This window comes from Bacteroides sp. An51A (assembly GCF_002161565.1).
GTDB classification, from domain to species: Bacteria; Bacteroidota; Bacteroidia; order Bacteroidales; family Bacteroidaceae; genus Phocaeicola; species Phocaeicola intestinalis.
This window is the reverse complement of sequence record NZ_NFIC01000002.1, coordinates 443,096-459,369: the sequence shown is the minus strand read 5'-3', so window position 1 is coordinate 459,369 and position 16,274 is coordinate 443,096. Positions and strand designations below refer to the sequence as shown.

Sequence of the window (16,274 nt, the reverse complement as noted above, 5' to 3'; positions counted from 1 at the left end):
AACTCAAAAACTTAAGAACCACCTCTAATATATATAAGGTATGGAAAACGAAGAAATAAAAAAAGTATCCGAACTGATTGAAAACAAAGAATCAGACAAGCTGAAAGAGCTCCTGAACGATTTGCACCCTGCCGATATTGCCGAATTGTGTGACGAACTGGATGCAGAAGAGGCACGTTCCATATACTTGTTATTAGACAATGAAAAGGCAGCCGACGTATTGATTGAAATGGATGAGGACGCCCGTAAACGTTTCCTCGAAATCCTGCCTTCAGAAACCATTGCCAAAAGGTTTGTCGACTATATGGACTCGGATGATGCAGTAGACATCATCCGTGATATGGACGAAGACAAACAGGAAGAAGTCCTTTCGCATATCGAAGACATCGAACAGGCAGGCGACATTGTCGATTTGCTGAAATACGATGAAGATACTGCCGGTGGTCTGATGGGTACCGAAATGGTCATCGTAAACGAAAACCTGAGTATGCCCGAATGCCTGCGCGAAATGCGCATTCAGGCAGAAGACATGGACGAAATCTATTATGTATATGTAGTAGACGACGATGAGCGCCTGCGCGGCGTATTCCCGCTGAAGAAAATGATTACCAGCCCTTCGGTGTCGAAAGTAAAACATGTGATGAAAAAAGATCCCATTTCGGTACATGTAGACACCCCCTTGGAAGAAGTGGTACAAGTCATTGAAAAATACGACCTGGTGGCTCTTCCGGTAGTCGACAGCATCGGCAGACTGGTAGGACGCATCACGGTCGATGACGTAATGGACGAGGTACGCGAACAAGCCGAACGTGACTACCAGTTGGCTTCCGGTCTGTCACAAGATGTCGAGTCACACGACAATGTATTTCGCCAAACCACAGCACGCCTGCCCTGGCTGCTGATTGGAATGTTGGGAGGAATCGGAAACTCAATGATTCTCGGCAACTTCGACACGACCTTTGCCGCCCATCCCGAAATGGCACTCTACATTCCATTGATAGGTGGTACAGGCGGAAATGTCGGTACCCAATCGTCCGCACTGGTCGTGCAAGGACTGGCAAACAGCTCTTTAGATGCAGGCAATACCTTCAAGCAAGTACTTAAAGAATCGGTAGTGGCACTCATCAACGCCACCATCATCTCCATGCTGGTATATATCTACAACTTCATCCGTTTCGGTGCCAGTGCCACGGTCAGCTATTCGGTATCCATCAGCCTGTTTGCCGTTGTGATGTTTGCTTCCATCTTCGGCACTCTGGTTCCCATGACTCTGGAAAAGCTGAAAATCGACCCTGCCATTGCTACCGGACCGTTTATTTCCATTACCAACGACATCATCGGAATGCTGATGTATATGGGTATCACCGTGCTTCTGGCATAAGAAAAAAGAAAAAAGTGAGGGTACACTTAAAAATAATTATCAAAAAAATATGAAAATCAGATTTTATTCTTTTAATTTGTAATTGGTGAAGAATTAAAACCAGATATTCTCTAAAATCTACATACGATGGAAGTAAACGAAACAAACCGCCCACTAACTGAAGTTCAGGAAAACAACGTACCTGAAACTTCGGTTCCCACTGTTGAATCTGTTGAATCAACCGACAAACCGGTGTATGCACCTAAGCAAACACAGGAAGAAGTGGTAGAACGTCTGACAGAAATCAACAAAGACGCCTGCAATGCAGACAAACAAGAAATCGATTTTTTAAAACAAACTTTTTACAAACTGCACAAAGCTGAACAAGACGCAGCGCGTAAAGCCTTTATTGATGAAGGCGGTAATGCGGATGACTTTGTCCCTGCCCCCGACCCGTGGGAAACAAGGTTCAAGGAAATCATGAGCTCCATCAAAGAAAAGCGAAGTGTTATGGCAGCCGAACTGGAACAGGAAAAAGAAGAAAACTTGCAGAAAAAGCTTGCCATCCTCGATAAGATGAAAGCACTGATTGAAACAACAGAAGACACCAGCAAGATATACAACGAGTTCAAGCAGCTTCAGCAGGAATGGAATGACATCAAGCAAGTACCCGTCGGCAAGGTGAACGAACTATGGAAATCATACCAACTCTATACCGAAAAGTTCTACGACATGGTGAAGCTGAATAACGAATTCCGTGAATACGACTTCAAGAAAAACCTGGAACAGAAAACCCACTTGTGCGAAGCTGCTGAGAAACTGGCAGAAGAGCCCGATGTAGTATCTGCTTTCCATCAGCTTCAGAAGTTGCATCAGGAGTTCCGCAACATCGGTCCCGTGGCAAAAGACTTGCGCGAAAGCATCTGGGCACGCTTCAAAGCTGCTTCTACTGCCGTAAACCGCCGTCATCAGCAACACTTCGAAATGCTGAAAGAAAAGGAGCAGAACAACCTCGACCAGAAGACGGTCATCTGCGAAATCGCTGAAGCGATGGAATACGACAAGTTGAAGACTTTTGCCGACTGGGAGAACAAAACACAAGAGATTCTTGCCTTGCAGGCAAAATGGAAAACCATCGGCTATGCACCGCAGAAAATGAACGTCAAAATATTCGAACGTTTCCGCGCTGCATGCGATGAGTTCTTCAAACGGAAAGCCGCCTTCTTCAAACAGATTAAGGAAAACATGGCAGAAAATCTGGAAAAGAAAAAAGCACTGTGCGAAAAGGCGGAAGCCTTGAAAGACAGTACCGACTGGAAACAGACCGCCGAAATCCTCACTCAATTGCAAAAGGAATGGAAAACCATCGGTCCGGTGGCAAAAAAACATTCGGATGCAGTATGGAAACGCTTCATCGGTGCCTGCGACTACTTCTTTGCACAGAAGAACAAAGCAACTTCTTCGCAACGCTCGGTAGAGATAGAAAACATGACAAAGAAAGAAGAAATCATCAAGCAGCTGGCTGCTCTTGATGCTTCGGGTACTACCGATGACAATACGGCTGAACAGACACGCAGCCTGGTGAAAGAATGGAACTCCATCGGTCATGTACCTTTCAAGGAAAAAGACCGCCTGTACAACGAATTCCACAAGCTGGCTGATAAACTGTTTGACAAGCTGAACATCTCGGCATCCGAACGGAAACTGAGCGACTTCAAGTCGGGATTAGGCAAAGGGGATAACCTCTACCGCGACCGTGAAAAGCTGGTACGTACCTACGAAGGATTGAAAAGCGACATTCAAACCTACGAGAACAACCTGGGCTTCCTCTCTTCTGCATCAAAGAAGGGCAATACACTGGTAGCCGAGGTAACCCGAAAGATTGAACGCCTCAAAGGAGACATGGAACTGGTGCTGAAGAAAATCGAAGCCATTGACGAAAAGCTGAAAGAAGCGTAATATATTTGTAGTTCACCACAGATTACACAGATTAAAAAAAATTATTTTATCAATCCGTGTAATCTGTGGTGAATTATTGTTATCACCAGTTATCCGTACGGAACGGGAACAAAGGCAATTCACGGGTACCTGCCACATTTCCCGGTTGGAAATCACGGAAACAATAACGTACGGCTACCGGATTAGCCACCTTGTCGCAAGTTACTTTTATCTGAAGGTTGTTGTATACTTCCGCCTTGGCAGGATAAAACACCTTGTCGCTGCCTGCCACTTCAAAACCTTCCATATCACTCAGCCGGCTGAACCCGTCGGGCGCATCATTGAACGAAAGAATCACACTGCCGTCCTTCACCTCCATCGACTTATACGAAGGACCTGCCGACACAATACCTTTTACACCATACGTCTTTGCCAAAGCCATATAGGCAAGACGTTTTCCCACATCGATCTTGTTTTTCGGATGGATATTCTTTGCCTCATAAGGTTCCACCAGGTCATTGGTCGAAATCAATGCACTGTTCGGGATAATGGATTGCGCCTTAAACTGCTGTTCGCGCAGGAAAGCACTGCCCGTACCTTCGTAGGATCCGAACGGAGCAATCTCCACGAAATAGAACGGCAATTCGCCCAGTCCCCATTCGTTACGCCACAAGTCCACCATTGTCTTCAGGCGTTCGGCATAGTCGGGATGACCTACGTTCGATTCGCCCTGGTACCATAAGAATCCCTTGATGGTATAGTTCTGCAAGGGCTTCAACATCCCGTTGTACATAATAGTCGGGCTCATATAATGCCACCAGTCGTGCGGCTCCTCCTTGCGGATGTCCCGCTTCAGGTCGATGTCGGAATAATTCTTCACGATACTTGCCGGAAGCCACCCCTCCACCGTCGAGCCTCCCCAACTGCAATTGATGATACCGACAGGTACGTCAAGTACCCTGTTCATCATCATTGCAAAGTGGAATGCCGTAGCACTGAAAAAAGGCGCATTCTCCGGGTTGCTCACCTTCCATTTGCCCGGACAGGTCTCTACAGGTTCCAGTTGTCCGTTCTTTTCAACGGTTGCCACCCGTATGCCCTTCCATTGTGCCGCAGTGGCAATAGTCTCGTTCGCACCTTCTATAGGGCAGTTCCAGAAGCCGTTCAGCGGCATCTCCATATTCGATTGCCCCGAACAGAACCACACCTCACCTATCAGCACATTGTCCAGCTTCGTTTCTTCGCCATCCGAAAAAGTAATGATCTGCGCCTCATACGTAGCGGCAGGCGTCTGCACCTTGGCAAGCCATTTGCCGGCTGCATCGCTCTTTACCTTATATACCCGCTCACTCCACGATACCCGCACGCTTACCTCCGTATTCGGATTCGCCTTTCCCCATAACTTCACTTCAGTCTGTTGCTGAAGCACCATGTTGTCACTCATTATGTCGGGCAACGTAACTTTTGCCCACGTGCTTGCCTGCATAGCTGCCAGCAGACAAGCCATTACAATCCTTTTTCTCATATTTATTACCAATTCATTAGTTCCTTCAGGTAAGCCGTAAGCTCGTTCGCCATTTTCTGTTGCTGGCGCATCGACGGATGCCAGTTGGCTCCATATCCCAACGAACCGGTCTGCGGAGACATGTCGAAACGGTACACCTCCGTATCGCCAGCTTCTTTGCGCTCTGCCACAACCTTGTCCATCGCCCGCTTCACGTCTGCTAACGGTTTTCCGCTCAGCATCGAGCCACTCAGCAGCACGAGCTTCGCCTCCGGATAGATATCTCGCAGATGTGCTACGAACTTCCGGTATCCATCGGTCAGCAATGCGAAATCATACTTCCCGTCACCGGCATCATTGGTTCCCAAATTGATGCAGACCACATCGGGCGTGTACAGGCTATGGTCCCATAACTCTGTCGGGTCGGTAAACATCACCTGTTCGTACATCGCCGGCAGGCAATCCTTGCTTCCCGACACAGGTGCTCCGAAATTACGGTAAATGCCGATGCCCGAACGTGCCACTACCAAGTGCTGTGCATTCAATGCACGCGCCGTGCGTGCCGCATACGTATAGAAATGGTTTTCCGTCTCGTAGGTGAAAGGGTCGTTCCGGTCGTCCGACTCTACGCCATAGCCGCACGTAATGGAATTGCCGATAAACTCAATGCGCCGTTCGGGCAAGGCGGGAGCCTCAGCCAGCGTACATCCCTTGTCCAGGTAAAAGCCCTTGAAGACCGGCTTCAGCTCGTACCCTTCCAAAACATACATGATGCGTGCCCGGTGCGTCCCTTCGGGCAAACCCTCGACAAGAGTCACAATAGAATCGTTCTTCGTAAAACCGATGCGGTAAGGCAACCCGTCGTCTATCTCCACCATAAAGTCCCCACTGCCCGGCTTTGCCTTCATCTGCAACGAAGTGCCCTCGAAATCGGCATAGATGCTTACACCCGGATAAGTGAACGTGACCGCCTGCGGAATGCGGTGGCTGACACGTCCCATATAGACAATGCGTGCGTCATCGGCAGACACAAAAGTCTCATCCTCCTTGGGTATACCGGCAAAAGCGGAAAAGCCGGAAAAGAAAGCCGGAATCATCCAGCCTAAAGCATAAATCATTCGTCTGTGTGTTTTCATCTTTCATGTATTTTTGCAAAGATAGCGAAGATTATCCACACACGCTAATAGAATCTTATCCAAATCTGCTCAAATCGTATCAAAAAGCTTCCGGTCCTTCATTTGTGCATTTTCTCACCACACAGATTAAAATAAACGAATATCCGCATTTTACCCAATTGCCATGTAGGGGCAAGATTTGCCTGCTCCTCGTACCATGCCATTTCCATAGAGACGGTGTGCACATCATCCTTGCATTTGATGGCATATCGGTAAGGAACATTTGGCTTTGCATGTAGCCTATATCTTTGTTTCAGACGGCATACTTTTACGTTCTCGATATGGAAACCGTACGTTCTCGATATGGAAACCGTACGTTCTTGATATGGAAACCGTACGGTTTTCATATGAAAACCATAAAAGGAAGCCGCTTGAAACGATAATGTAATCCAAATGCGGAAACAATTGTTCCGGGAAAAATGCACAAACTTATGCCGTGCATGGTATAATCAAATATGAATGTACGCATTTCACCAATAAGAAGTTATTTCAGGAACCTTTTCATACCATTGGCATTTTGCGGACATTCATTAATCAAAAAATGACAGGTTTATGACCGCGCAAAATATAGAACCCTTTCGATTGTCCATCGAAATGCGTATCTTTGCCTCCCGTAAGGAAACAAAGCGGCATGAAGAAATTGCTTTATTGGGCGATATGGCTGATAGGAATCACCGCCTGCGTGAATCCCAAAGGCAAGGAGGTGCTGGCGGAAGCCGAAAGGCTGGTGCAGGCATCTCCCGACTCGGCTTTGCTTGTATTGGAACAGGCGGAAAAAGAAACCGCAACCTATCCGCACCGCAACCGCATGCGCTACCTGCTGCTTCGAGCCGAGGCGATGAACAAGGCTTACCTTCCGTTGGATAGCATTACGTATATGGATGAAGTGCTCGACTATTACCTCTCGCATGGCAATCGGGACGAGCGGATGCGTGCCTGCTACCTGATGGGAAGCGTCTGGCGCGACCGGGGAAACAGCCCGCTTGCCTTGCACTATTTCCGCGATGCCATCAGCGAAGCGGATACTACCGCAACCGATTGCGACTATGCGCAGGTAAGCCGCATCTATGCCCAAATGGCATCGTTATTCGACAGGCAACGTTATCCGCAGATGGAATTGGAGCAATGGAAACAAGCCATGCGTTATGCCCTGTTGGCAAAAGATACGCTGATGTATATCCAGTGTCAAGATTATATAAGTGGCGCTTATTTCCTTTTAAGCAAAGAAGATTCGGTCGTGTATTTTACTCAACAAGCTTACCGTAATTATTCGAAATATGGCAGGAAGGATTGGGCTGCCGCCACTCAAATCGTTATGGCAGACTATTACTTGAGGTATGACAGCCTTGATAAAGCCAAACAGGCATTGGACGAATACCGGAACAACTCGGGCTTTTTTGAGAGCGACGGAAATGTCTCTTCGGGATATGAAATCTTCTATTATTACATAGGAGAATATTACGAGAAGATGGCACGATTGGATTCGGCTGTTTTCTATTATCGGAAACTGCTGAATTATCCGGCTGATATAATGAATGCGGAAAGCGGGTATAAGGGTTTGATGTCGGTCTATACCCGGATGCATGAGGTCGATTCGGTGGCTAAATATGCTCATCTGTTTGCCAATGCCAACGATACGGCAAATCTTCGCAACTCAGCCCATGAAATCAGCCGTACGCAAGCCTTGTACGATTATTCCGAAAGCCAGCGGATAGCGGTAGAGAAATCGGAGGAAAACCAAAGGCTATGGCTGGGGCTTTGTGCCTGCTTTGTGATGTTGTCGTTTGGAGGAACTGGAATTTATTTGTATGAGCGGAAACAAAAAACGACCCGTATGCTTGCAAACCGGAAGTACACCGACCTGATGATGCAATACCATCAGGCTACGGAAGAATTGCAAAGTATCCGTTCCAACAAACAACAATTCCAGCAACAGAAAGAACAGGAAATCGAAAAGCTCCAGCAGATGCTTGCCGTTTACCAGGAACATACCCATGCCGGTCAATGGGAATTGGAGCAAAGCCTCTTGCAACATGACATTGTCAAGCGTATGCACCAACATGCTTACAAGCTGGCAGTACCTTCGGATGCCGAATGGAATGACTTGCAAGGCGTGGTGGAAAAATCCTTGCCGGAGTTTTATGCCAAGCTGAGTGCTAACGAAGCTCAACTGACTGACCAAGAGTGGAAAGTCTGCCTGTTGGTAAAGCTGAACTTTATTCCTTCCGAACTTACCGTTTTGCTTAATCTCAGTAAGCAACGTGTCACCAATATCCGCACACGTCTGAATCAAAAATTGTTCGGCGAAAGCGGAAGCCGGACTTTCGATGCCAATCTTCATAAGCTATAGTGCAGAAGAGTACTAAATGTACTTTTATTCAATCATCTTATATTCAATTGTTTAAACTTTCCTATCATCGGTTGTGTACTAAGTGTACTCATTTTCTTTGACAGGTTTCTGTTTTATTCTTATGTTTGCGGTGTAATTTTAAAAACGTAAAGAATATGAATAGATTTTCTTTCTTTTTGTTATTAATGCTACTGCTTTCTTCACAAAGCATAAACGCTGGTAGCACATCAGGTGGGATGCCGATAGAAATTTATGCAAGTTTTACGAAACCTCATTCAGCTAAAGGTCATATCATGAGGTCTCCTGCTAAAGTTCCTGATGTATATTTAAAGGATTACCTTGTAACGTTTGATGCTTTCAGCAGTGCTTGTACGTTAGAATTGGTAGATACTGAAACGAATGAAACCGTTTACAACCAGGTTATCCCTGCCGGAGGTACATCTTGCCTGTTGCCTTCTACGCTGAAAGGACGTTACCTTATCCGATTCGTCTCTGAAAGCGTAGCTTATTGGGGATACATTGATTTATAAAAAGAACATAATAAAGTCGACTTATAGTCAAAAGTAAGTGAAATGCGAATAATTCGTTTAAAAGTTGTATCTTTACGGCATGGAAATGCAGTTGTCGACATCAGAAATAGAAAATTTACGTAAACTTCAACGGAATCTAGCCGGAAGTTCCGACTATGCCCGTGTGACTTGCATTCTGATGTTGGGCATGGGCAATTCTCCTTCCTTCGTGGCTTCATGCCTTGGAATAGACGTTTCCACCGTATACCGTTACCGTTCCGCTTATTTGCACGGCGGTGCCGATGAACTTCTGGAAAACCGCCACAAAGGTTATTGGGGGCTTCTTGACAGCAGACAGTTGTCCGCCTTGCGCAAGGAACTTCGTGAGCATATCTATACGGATGCCAAGAGTGTGGCAGAGTGGATAAAGTCCACATTCGGCGTGGAGTACACGCCCCAGGGGGTTGTAGACCTGCTGAACCGCATTGGTTTCACCTATAAGAAGACATCGGAAGTCCCTTGCGAGGCTGATGCCTCCAAGCAGGCAGCCTTTGTCGGAGAACTTTCCGAAATCCTTTCCGGTATGCCGGAAGATGCCGTGGTTTATTATGCCGACGGTGTTCATCCGACCCACAACAGCCGTTCCACTTATGCGTGGATAGAGAAAGGCGAAAAGTTGGAACAACCGACCGTCAGCGGTCGTGACAGGGTGAACATCAACGGGTTGCTTAACGCGCATGACGTGACGGACGTGATAGCCCATGATTGCGAAAGCGTCAATGCCGAATCCACAAAAGAAGTTTATCAGGCGGCCTTGGACAGGCATCCGGAGGCCCCGTTCATCTATATCATTTCCGACAATGCCCGTTATTATCACAACAAAAAGCTCAAGGAATGGGTGGACGGGACAAAAATCAGGCAGATATTCCTGCCGCCCTACTCGCCGAACCTCAATCTGATTGAGAGGCTTTGGAAATTCCTCCGCAAGAAGGTCATCAATACCGGTTTCTACAGGACAAAAGAGAAATTCAGGCAGGCCGTTAAGGATTTCTTCGACAATATCGGAAACTATAAAGAAGAGTTGGAGTCACTTCTGACTCTTAAATTCCGTTTGTCTAATTCGCAAACCATTTCTTTTTGACTATATTATATTCCAGACCAAACTGGTAAAAAGGAGCGGAAACCGAAAAGCTTATAGAGTAGGCAAACAAATACACTCAAAAAACTAAATGAAATATGAAAATTAAATTAGTATTTTTATGTATAGTAGTAATTATGTTAAATGCTTGTTCTGTAGAGGATAGTGCAAATGAAAATTATAATCAAGGATTTCCAGAAGCCCAAGCATTTATATCGGAAATGACAGTTGATGAAAACGATGCGAGTCGAAGTAACGATGTTAAGTCTTTTAAAATCAGTTTCCGAGATTCTATTTCGGGATTTTCCTACGGTTACAATCTTTTATGCTATGACACAGATAAATATGGTGCAGATTTTAATGACGATAATATTCCTGAATTAATAATGGTGTCCCAAGGCAATAAGATTGTCGGACAAATGAATGGTTATACAAATGTCCTGCATATTACCCGAGAAAATAAAGATGGATATATTCTTTATTCATTTCAAGAAGAAACTCCTCAAACTCGTGTAACATACACTCATCTTTCTTGGTGGGGATGTGTCACTCGTTTGGTCTCAACACCTGAAGTATCTTTTACAGGAATGTTTACTAGCAGCATTGCTATGGCTGGGGCTTTAGCCATCATATGTTTAGATGATAACAATCGTTGGGATGTAATCGAATGAGTAAAAGCAAAATGATAGGCTGGAGCATATTGGTGCTATATGGAATCTCATTATTTGTCCTATTCCATTGCCATTTACTGACGGAAAAGATGAAAGACTTATTTACTATATATGTCTTTAGTATTCCTACTATAGCGTGGTATCTGATAGGAAGAAGTAAACACAAAGAATAATACAGTCAACTTATTATATTCCAGACCAGACTGGTAAAAAGGAGCGGAAACCGAAAAGCTTATAGAGTAGGTACATTTTGTGAATTATCATAACGTGAGTTCGATATAATTCAAAACATCGTAAGCTGCCCGTCTTTGACAAAATACAGGTCAATGGCGGGCTTCTTTTCAAAAAAGCAGTATGCTGCAATAGCAGAAAGTGAATTGGCAATGAAGTTGTTGAAGGAGCGGTGTCTGGAGTGTTCAATCTGTGCAATATTTTTCAACTCATCATTGACCGTTTCTATTAAAGCCCGCTTTCTCAACAGGATTTTGTCCGCTACACTACTCATCAGAGAATTCTTCATATTGTTCTTCACTTTGGTTATCAGCTGTATTCCGTTAAGGAAAAGGTTCTCGAACAAAGCCTGCCCGATGTATCCTTTGTCCGCACACAGTTTGCCCTTTATGTTTTTCAGGAACTTTTCCTGTTTCAACGGCTCACGGTCATCCACATTTCCCGGCGTGAACATGAAATTGAGGATTTCCCCTTTGTCGTTGATAATCAAATGCAGTTTGAAGCCGAAAAACCATCCCATGGAACATTTCCCACGCTCCGCAAGACCCTCAAATGTCTTGTGAATCAATATGCGCTGGTTCCGGCATACACGCAGCGGAGCGGAATCCACAAAACTGATGCCAGTACAGGTACCCAGCAGGACCTCCTTGATGAAGACGGTAAGCAGCAACAGGACTTCTTTCTCCAGTTCCACAAAACGGTTATAGGACACACATTGGGGGAAGAGGTGTATCAGATGTTTGCAGATATATTCCTTGTAATAATGCTTGAAACACCGGAAACCTCCTGAGTGGAACAGAATCAGGATGACCATGATTCCCGCATCGTTCATCCGGTTCGGCTTGTTCCGATGCCTGTGATTCTTGTCTTCAACCATATATTTTTCCTGAACTTTGGCAAATTCCTTGCAAAAATCATCCGCCATACAATAAATCTCCGTAACTTTAGCCGCTGAGAACATAGTGGTAATCGTTTAAATGTTATAACTTGATACTTTAAATTTAATGATTTTACCGCTATGTTCCTAATTTTCAAATGAATAATTTTATTCCTTATATCGAACTCACGTTATCATATTATGGATAAAGAAACTAAAATCCCAAAATTATCAAAGGATGAAGCAGGCAAACTGCGTGGCGGCTTTTCAATTGAATCTGCCAAAGTAGAAACAATGCTTGAGTTGTCGGATGCTGCCTGTTTGTACGATATGCTTTCAACAACGAAGTGAATCGGTGAACGGTTCTTGCCCAATCCCTCGTGTTTATGAAAATGCTACAATCAATATCCGTAAATATTTTTACGACGTGATTGCATTGAAGCATCAAGCAGCAACATAATCATTTTGACAAAACAGAAGTATATAGTCGTTTTTCTCTAACAAAAGGACGTGTAAAATCAAGAAAAAGATTAAATTTGCAGATAAAAGCATCTGAAAATAATTTGTTGCATGAAGCGGTATTTATTACTAATTTTATTATGTGTTTGTTCGATGTGCCGGATGATGGCACAAGATATGATTTCAGGGAAGGTAGTAGACGAAAATAGGAATCCGTTGCCTTATGTGAGCGTTGTCCTTCAGCATGTACAAGATTCATCGTATGTCTGTGGAGTCACCTCGGATACGGAAGGGGTGTTCCGTTTACCGGTTCAGCCAGATAGGGAATATGCATTATTGGTATCCTATATCGGTTATACCACAGTCCGTAAAACCTGCAAGGCGGGCAACCTCGGAACGATTATGATGAAGAAAGATGCCTTGATGCTGGAGGAAGTGAATGTCATCGCTTCAAGAATCCGCCACAATGCGAATGGCTATACCGTTAATCTCCGTTCTTCGGATATAGTGAAAGGCAAGCAGTCTGCCGATGCTTTGGCATTTCTTCCAGGGATAACCAAAGAAGATAACAGTTATAAAATCAACGGGCTTCCTGTAAGTGAGATTTATGTGGACGGTATAAAACTTGCCAATATGGATGAACTGAAAAATCTCCCGGCGGATATGATTGAGCGGGTGAAAGTGAACTATCTGGCAGGGAGCAATCAGAATGCGGCTTTGACAGGAGGAACGATTGATATTTCCCTCCGCCAGCCGCCACAAGGAGGATATTACGGCTCTCTGAGCGGAGGAGCCACATTTTATCCCGACTACGGATTCAGTAATGAGAACGTAGGCGGTGTAATCCGTTACCGTTATAAGAATCTGAATGTTTATGATAACCTTTCCTTGAATTTCAATCAGCAGGAAGAAACAGCTGACCAAACCGTATGGAACCAGTCGACCGATTTGCGTACGCAAATTGATGAAGAGACAAAATACCGGGGACACAACATCAACAACCGTTTAAGCCTTACCCAACAGATAAACGGGAACCACTCTCTTGGCGCCAGCTACTATGTGGCGACAAACCGGCTTAAGGCATCTTCACTTACCATTGGCAGCCAGGAAAACGCCATCCGCCCGGCTATCGAAAGTAAAGACAATTACCTTGATCAGGAAGCGACCTTAAAACATACTGCCAAACTTAGCCGGAGAGGAACAACACTGGATATAACAGGCGACTATTTTAACCGCCAGTCGGATAACCGTACAGGCTATTCGTATGGCGACAACACATCAGATGTGTCGGAGGATGAATCTTCACTGGATATGTATAAACTTTCGGTTGACGTGACCGACCCTCGCAGCCAGAAGCTGGTATGGAAATATGGTGCGTCCGTGCACTATATTGTCTCTGATTATCATCCTGCTATCGGTGTTTCTAATCAAACAGACCGTTTCCAGACAAGCCAAACCGCAACAACGACAAAAGGGCTGACTCCGTTGGCGTATGTGTCCGCCATGGGGCAAATCTGGAAAATCAATTACAGTATAGGCGTGAACTGGCAATTGAATGAAATCAAATATAAAACGTCGGATGATGGAATAGAGTCATCGGATACACAATGGGGGATTAATCCGACCGTACAGCTGATGATGCCGTTGGATAAGAAAGGTGAGTATATGTTGATGCTGAATTATAAGCGTACCCTTGACGACATCCCGTATGCGGCGATTTCATCTACAGTCCGCTGGAGTGACCCGTACAATTATACGGTTGGCAATCCCGACTTGAAAGCCCCTACGGCGGATATGCTTATCGCCGGTGCCTCTTTGTTCCGCAATTTGCTGAACCTGACAGCGGTGTATTCGCATACGAAGGACAACATTTATTGGGAAACCAGACAAAGTCCGGGCGCATCTGATGTGTTTTATACAATTCCGGTGAATCTTCCATCGGCAGATTTCTATGGCACAGGAGCGGAACTGAATCTGAATCCGGTCAAGCCGTGGAGGATGAAAGCATCCGGTCGTCTGGAAATCCATCCGGAAGATATTACATTAAACGGTGTCTACTATGGGAAAACAAGACTTCGCCAGTATTATGCCATATACAACACCTTTGCCTTCAATCACGGCTGGGGCGGCATGTTGAACCTGATATGCGAGCCGACTTTCAAGACATACGACCGTACTTACCATACTATCTATAATATCGGCGGGCAGGTTTATAAAACGATGTGTAAAGATAAGCTGCAATTGACTTTCATGTTCAATGCTCTTGGCGACCGCCGCAAATATGACCGCTATGCCAACGGCAATAAGGTGACCTACGATTTTACTACGCCTGTGCAGTATGTAGGCGTTTCGCTTATATGGAGATTTTCAGGAGGCAAGCAGGTGAATGTAAATGCGATAGAAAGCGGTTCGCAGAACTTTAAGGAAATAAAGGACGTTATTAGATAGAGTAATGGCTCGGTTTCACTTTATAAAACAACATGATGCCATGCAATGTGGAGTAGCATGCCTCCAAATGATTTGTAGGTATTATAAAAAGATATATTCCACTGATACATTGCATCAATATTGTTTTGCAACCAATGAAGGCGTATCTTTATTGGGTATCAGTGAAGCTGCCAAGAAATTAGGGTTACGTACTGTTTGTGGACGTATTACTGTGAATCAGTTGAATGCCTCATCGCTTCCCTGCATCCTCCACTGGAACCAGAACCATTTCGTGGTATTATATAAAATAAGGAGAGGGAAAACCTTCTATATCGCCGACCCTGGCAAAGGGAAAATCAAATACAACCGGGAGGAGTTCAGGCGGCACTGGATAAGCACTACCTCGCAAGGGGAAGAAAAAGGAGTCGCCATGTTCCTGGAACCTACCCCGGAATTTGGCAAGCTGAAAGGGGAAGAGGCGGAAGGCATACACTCGTTCCGCTTCCTGCTGGGGTACGTGAATCAATATCGCCGGTGCTTCGTGCAGATTGCCTTGGGACTGCTGGTAGGGAGCCTGCTGCAACTCATCCTGCCTTTCCTTACGCAAGCGATCGTTGACTTGGGCATCAAGCACCAAGATATCAAGTTGATTTTAGGGACTAGGTACTAGTTGACTAGGTACTAGGGACTAGGGACTAGGTTTCAAATAGCTTTGTTAACGGAAACCTTAGTATTTGAAACCTAGTCAACTAGTCCCCTAGTCCCTAGTCACCTAAAAAACTTAAAAACTCAAAAACTTAAAAACTCAAAACATGACCGACAAACGCATTGAACTCCGCTCGGAAAAAGTACGCCGCATCATCGGCACCATCCCTCCGGCATTGGTACGCTGGAACATCACTGTATTGATTGTCATTCTGTCCGTTCTGATTGCGGCAGTATGCTGCATACCTTATCCCTACGGGGAAGGAGAAAGCATCCTGCGGCATATACTCGGTTGCTTATAAGCCATTTCAGGAAGGAAAGGAAATATCAACAGAAATACTTGCTTTTATAGAATAACCCAAGCATGATGTTTCAATTCTTTTTCTCTATGTTACATCCAATAAACCCCATGTAACAAATGCATACATTATGCTTCCTTGTGTACTAAATGTACTTGGTTTCCTTCAGTGTATTTACGTATTTGTTATATATTTGCGGTATCAATCACCAATAAAACTTATCTATTATGGAAAATCATAACATTCATAACATTTTATTCTGCTTTCATCTGTGCATACTGATAGGTGCCCTATTGCCTATCCCGTTCGGCAACATCTTACTTCCCTGGTTCTACTGGCTGTATAAAGGCGGCAGAAAGAACAGAGAAATATCAGGACAAGCATGCAGGGCATTGAATTTCCAATTCCTGTGCGGATGTCTCGTTTTCGTTTATGCCATCATTGCCTGGACGAGCTTCATCAATATGATGGCAAGCGGGAATAAGCCCGATTATGTCTGGCTGGCACCCATCGTATGTTTCTACACCGCTGCAAGCGTGTTGTATCCTTTCTTCATTCTGGTTTATATGAACATCACTAGAAAAAGCAGACAGTTTTATCCGAAAACAATCTATTTGTTCAAATAACCGGC

General features: G+C 44.9%; 14 protein-coding genes and 1 pseudogene. 11 read left to right on the top strand and 4 right to left on the bottom strand.

The annotated features are described in order from the left end of the window. Nucleotides 1–40: 40 nt before the first annotated feature. Together mgtE and B5G04_RS05610 are read left to right on the top strand one after the other, a co-directional pair. The gene (gene mgtE / locus B5G04_RS05615) at nucleotides 41–1,381 is read left to right on the top strand and encodes a magnesium transporter (protein ID WP_022041083.1); all 1,341 of its coding nucleotides are present in this window, start codon (nucleotides 41–43) and stop codon (nucleotides 1,379–1,381) included. 126 nt (nucleotides 1,382–1,507) lie between these two features. After that, the gene (locus B5G04_RS05610; protein WP_087396212.1) at nucleotides 1,508–3,319 is read left to right on the top strand and encodes a DUF349 domain-containing protein; all 1,812 of its coding nucleotides are present in this window, start codon (nucleotides 1,508–1,510) and stop codon (nucleotides 3,317–3,319) included. Between the two features lie 82 nt (nucleotides 3,320–3,401). Here the strand turns inward: B5G04_RS05610 and B5G04_RS05605 are convergent, their stop codons facing one another. From B5G04_RS05605 to B5G04_RS05595, 3 genes are all read right to left on the bottom strand, one after another. After that, nucleotides 3,402–4,823, bottom strand: coding sequence for a sialate O-acetylesterase (locus B5G04_RS05605; protein ID WP_087396210.1), 1,422 nt, complete (start codon nucleotides 4,821–4,823; stop codon nucleotides 3,402–3,404). 5 nt (nucleotides 4,824–4,828) lie between these two features. Then, nucleotides 4,829–5,938, bottom strand: a complete 1,110-nt coding sequence (locus B5G04_RS05600) for an SGNH/GDSL hydrolase family protein (protein WP_087396208.1) — start codon at nucleotides 5,936–5,938, stop codon at nucleotides 4,829–4,831. Between the two features lie 98 nt (nucleotides 5,939–6,036). Further along, complete coding sequence (locus B5G04_RS05595; RefSeq protein WP_087396206.1) at nucleotides 6,037–6,324, bottom strand: hypothetical protein; 288 nt, start codon at nucleotides 6,322–6,324, stop codon at nucleotides 6,037–6,039. A 284-nt stretch (nucleotides 6,325–6,608) separates the two neighbouring features. Here B5G04_RS05595 and B5G04_RS05590 point away from each other — a divergent pair, with 284 nt between their 5' ends. The 4 genes from B5G04_RS05590 (at nucleotide 6,609) to B5G04_RS05575 (ending at nucleotide 10,645) form a co-directional block, all read left to right on the top strand. Beyond that, a complete protein-coding gene (locus B5G04_RS05590) occupies nucleotides 6,609–8,327 on the top strand; it encodes a hypothetical protein (RefSeq protein ID WP_087396204.1) in 1,719 nt (572 codons plus the stop codon). A gap of 293 nt (nucleotides 8,328–8,620) precedes the next feature. Next, nucleotides 8,621–8,857 (top strand): hypothetical protein, encoded by a 237-nt coding sequence (locus tag B5G04_RS05585; protein ID WP_087396202.1) that lies wholly within the window; start codon nucleotides 8,621–8,623, stop codon nucleotides 8,855–8,857. 79 nt (nucleotides 8,858–8,936) lie between these two features. After that, entirely contained in the window at nucleotides 8,937–9,977 is a 1,041-nt protein-coding gene (locus tag B5G04_RS05580; protein ID WP_087213269.1) for an IS630 family transposase, read from the top strand. 95 nt (nucleotides 9,978–10,072) lie between these two features. Next, the gene (locus tag B5G04_RS05575; RefSeq protein WP_087251344.1) at nucleotides 10,073–10,645 is read left to right on the top strand and encodes a hypothetical protein; all 573 of its coding nucleotides are present in this window, start codon (nucleotides 10,073–10,075) and stop codon (nucleotides 10,643–10,645) included. A gap of 283 nt (nucleotides 10,646–10,928) precedes the next feature. Here the strand turns inward: B5G04_RS05575 and B5G04_RS05570 are convergent, their stop codons facing one another. Continuing rightward, on the bottom strand, nucleotides 10,929–11,837 hold the full coding sequence (locus tag B5G04_RS05570; protein ID WP_087251341.1) for an IS982 family transposase: 909 nt from the start codon (nucleotides 11,835–11,837) through the stop codon (nucleotides 10,929–10,931). Between the two features lie 117 nt (nucleotides 11,838–11,954). Here B5G04_RS05570 and B5G04_RS19700 point away from each other — a divergent pair, with 117 nt between their 5' ends. The 5 genes and pseudogenes from B5G04_RS19700 (at nucleotide 11,955) to B5G04_RS05550 (ending at nucleotide 16,269) form a co-directional block, all read left to right on the top strand. Next, nucleotides 11,955–12,104, top strand: coding sequence for a hypothetical protein (locus tag B5G04_RS19700; RefSeq protein WP_158100058.1), 150 nt, complete (start codon nucleotides 11,955–11,957; stop codon nucleotides 12,102–12,104). Nucleotides 12,105–12,389: 285 nt separating this feature from the next. Then, complete coding sequence (locus tag B5G04_RS05565) at nucleotides 12,390–14,660, top strand: outer membrane beta-barrel family protein (protein WP_158100057.1); 2,271 nt, start codon at nucleotides 12,390–12,392, stop codon at nucleotides 14,658–14,660. Between the two features lie 4 nt (nucleotides 14,661–14,664). Continuing rightward, nucleotides 14,665–15,282: pseudogene (locus tag B5G04_RS05560) on the top strand (cysteine peptidase family C39 domain-containing protein); the annotation flags it as partial. 169 nt (nucleotides 15,283–15,451) lie between these two features. Beyond that, nucleotides 15,452–15,646, top strand: a complete 195-nt coding sequence (locus tag B5G04_RS05555; RefSeq protein WP_087251337.1) for a hypothetical protein — start codon at nucleotides 15,452–15,454, stop codon at nucleotides 15,644–15,646. A 224-nt stretch (nucleotides 15,647–15,870) separates the two neighbouring features. Further along, the gene (locus B5G04_RS05550) at nucleotides 15,871–16,269 is read left to right on the top strand and encodes a DUF4870 domain-containing protein (protein ID WP_087251336.1); all 399 of its coding nucleotides are present in this window, start codon (nucleotides 15,871–15,873) and stop codon (nucleotides 16,267–16,269) included. Nucleotides 16,270–16,274 lie beyond the last annotated feature (5 nt).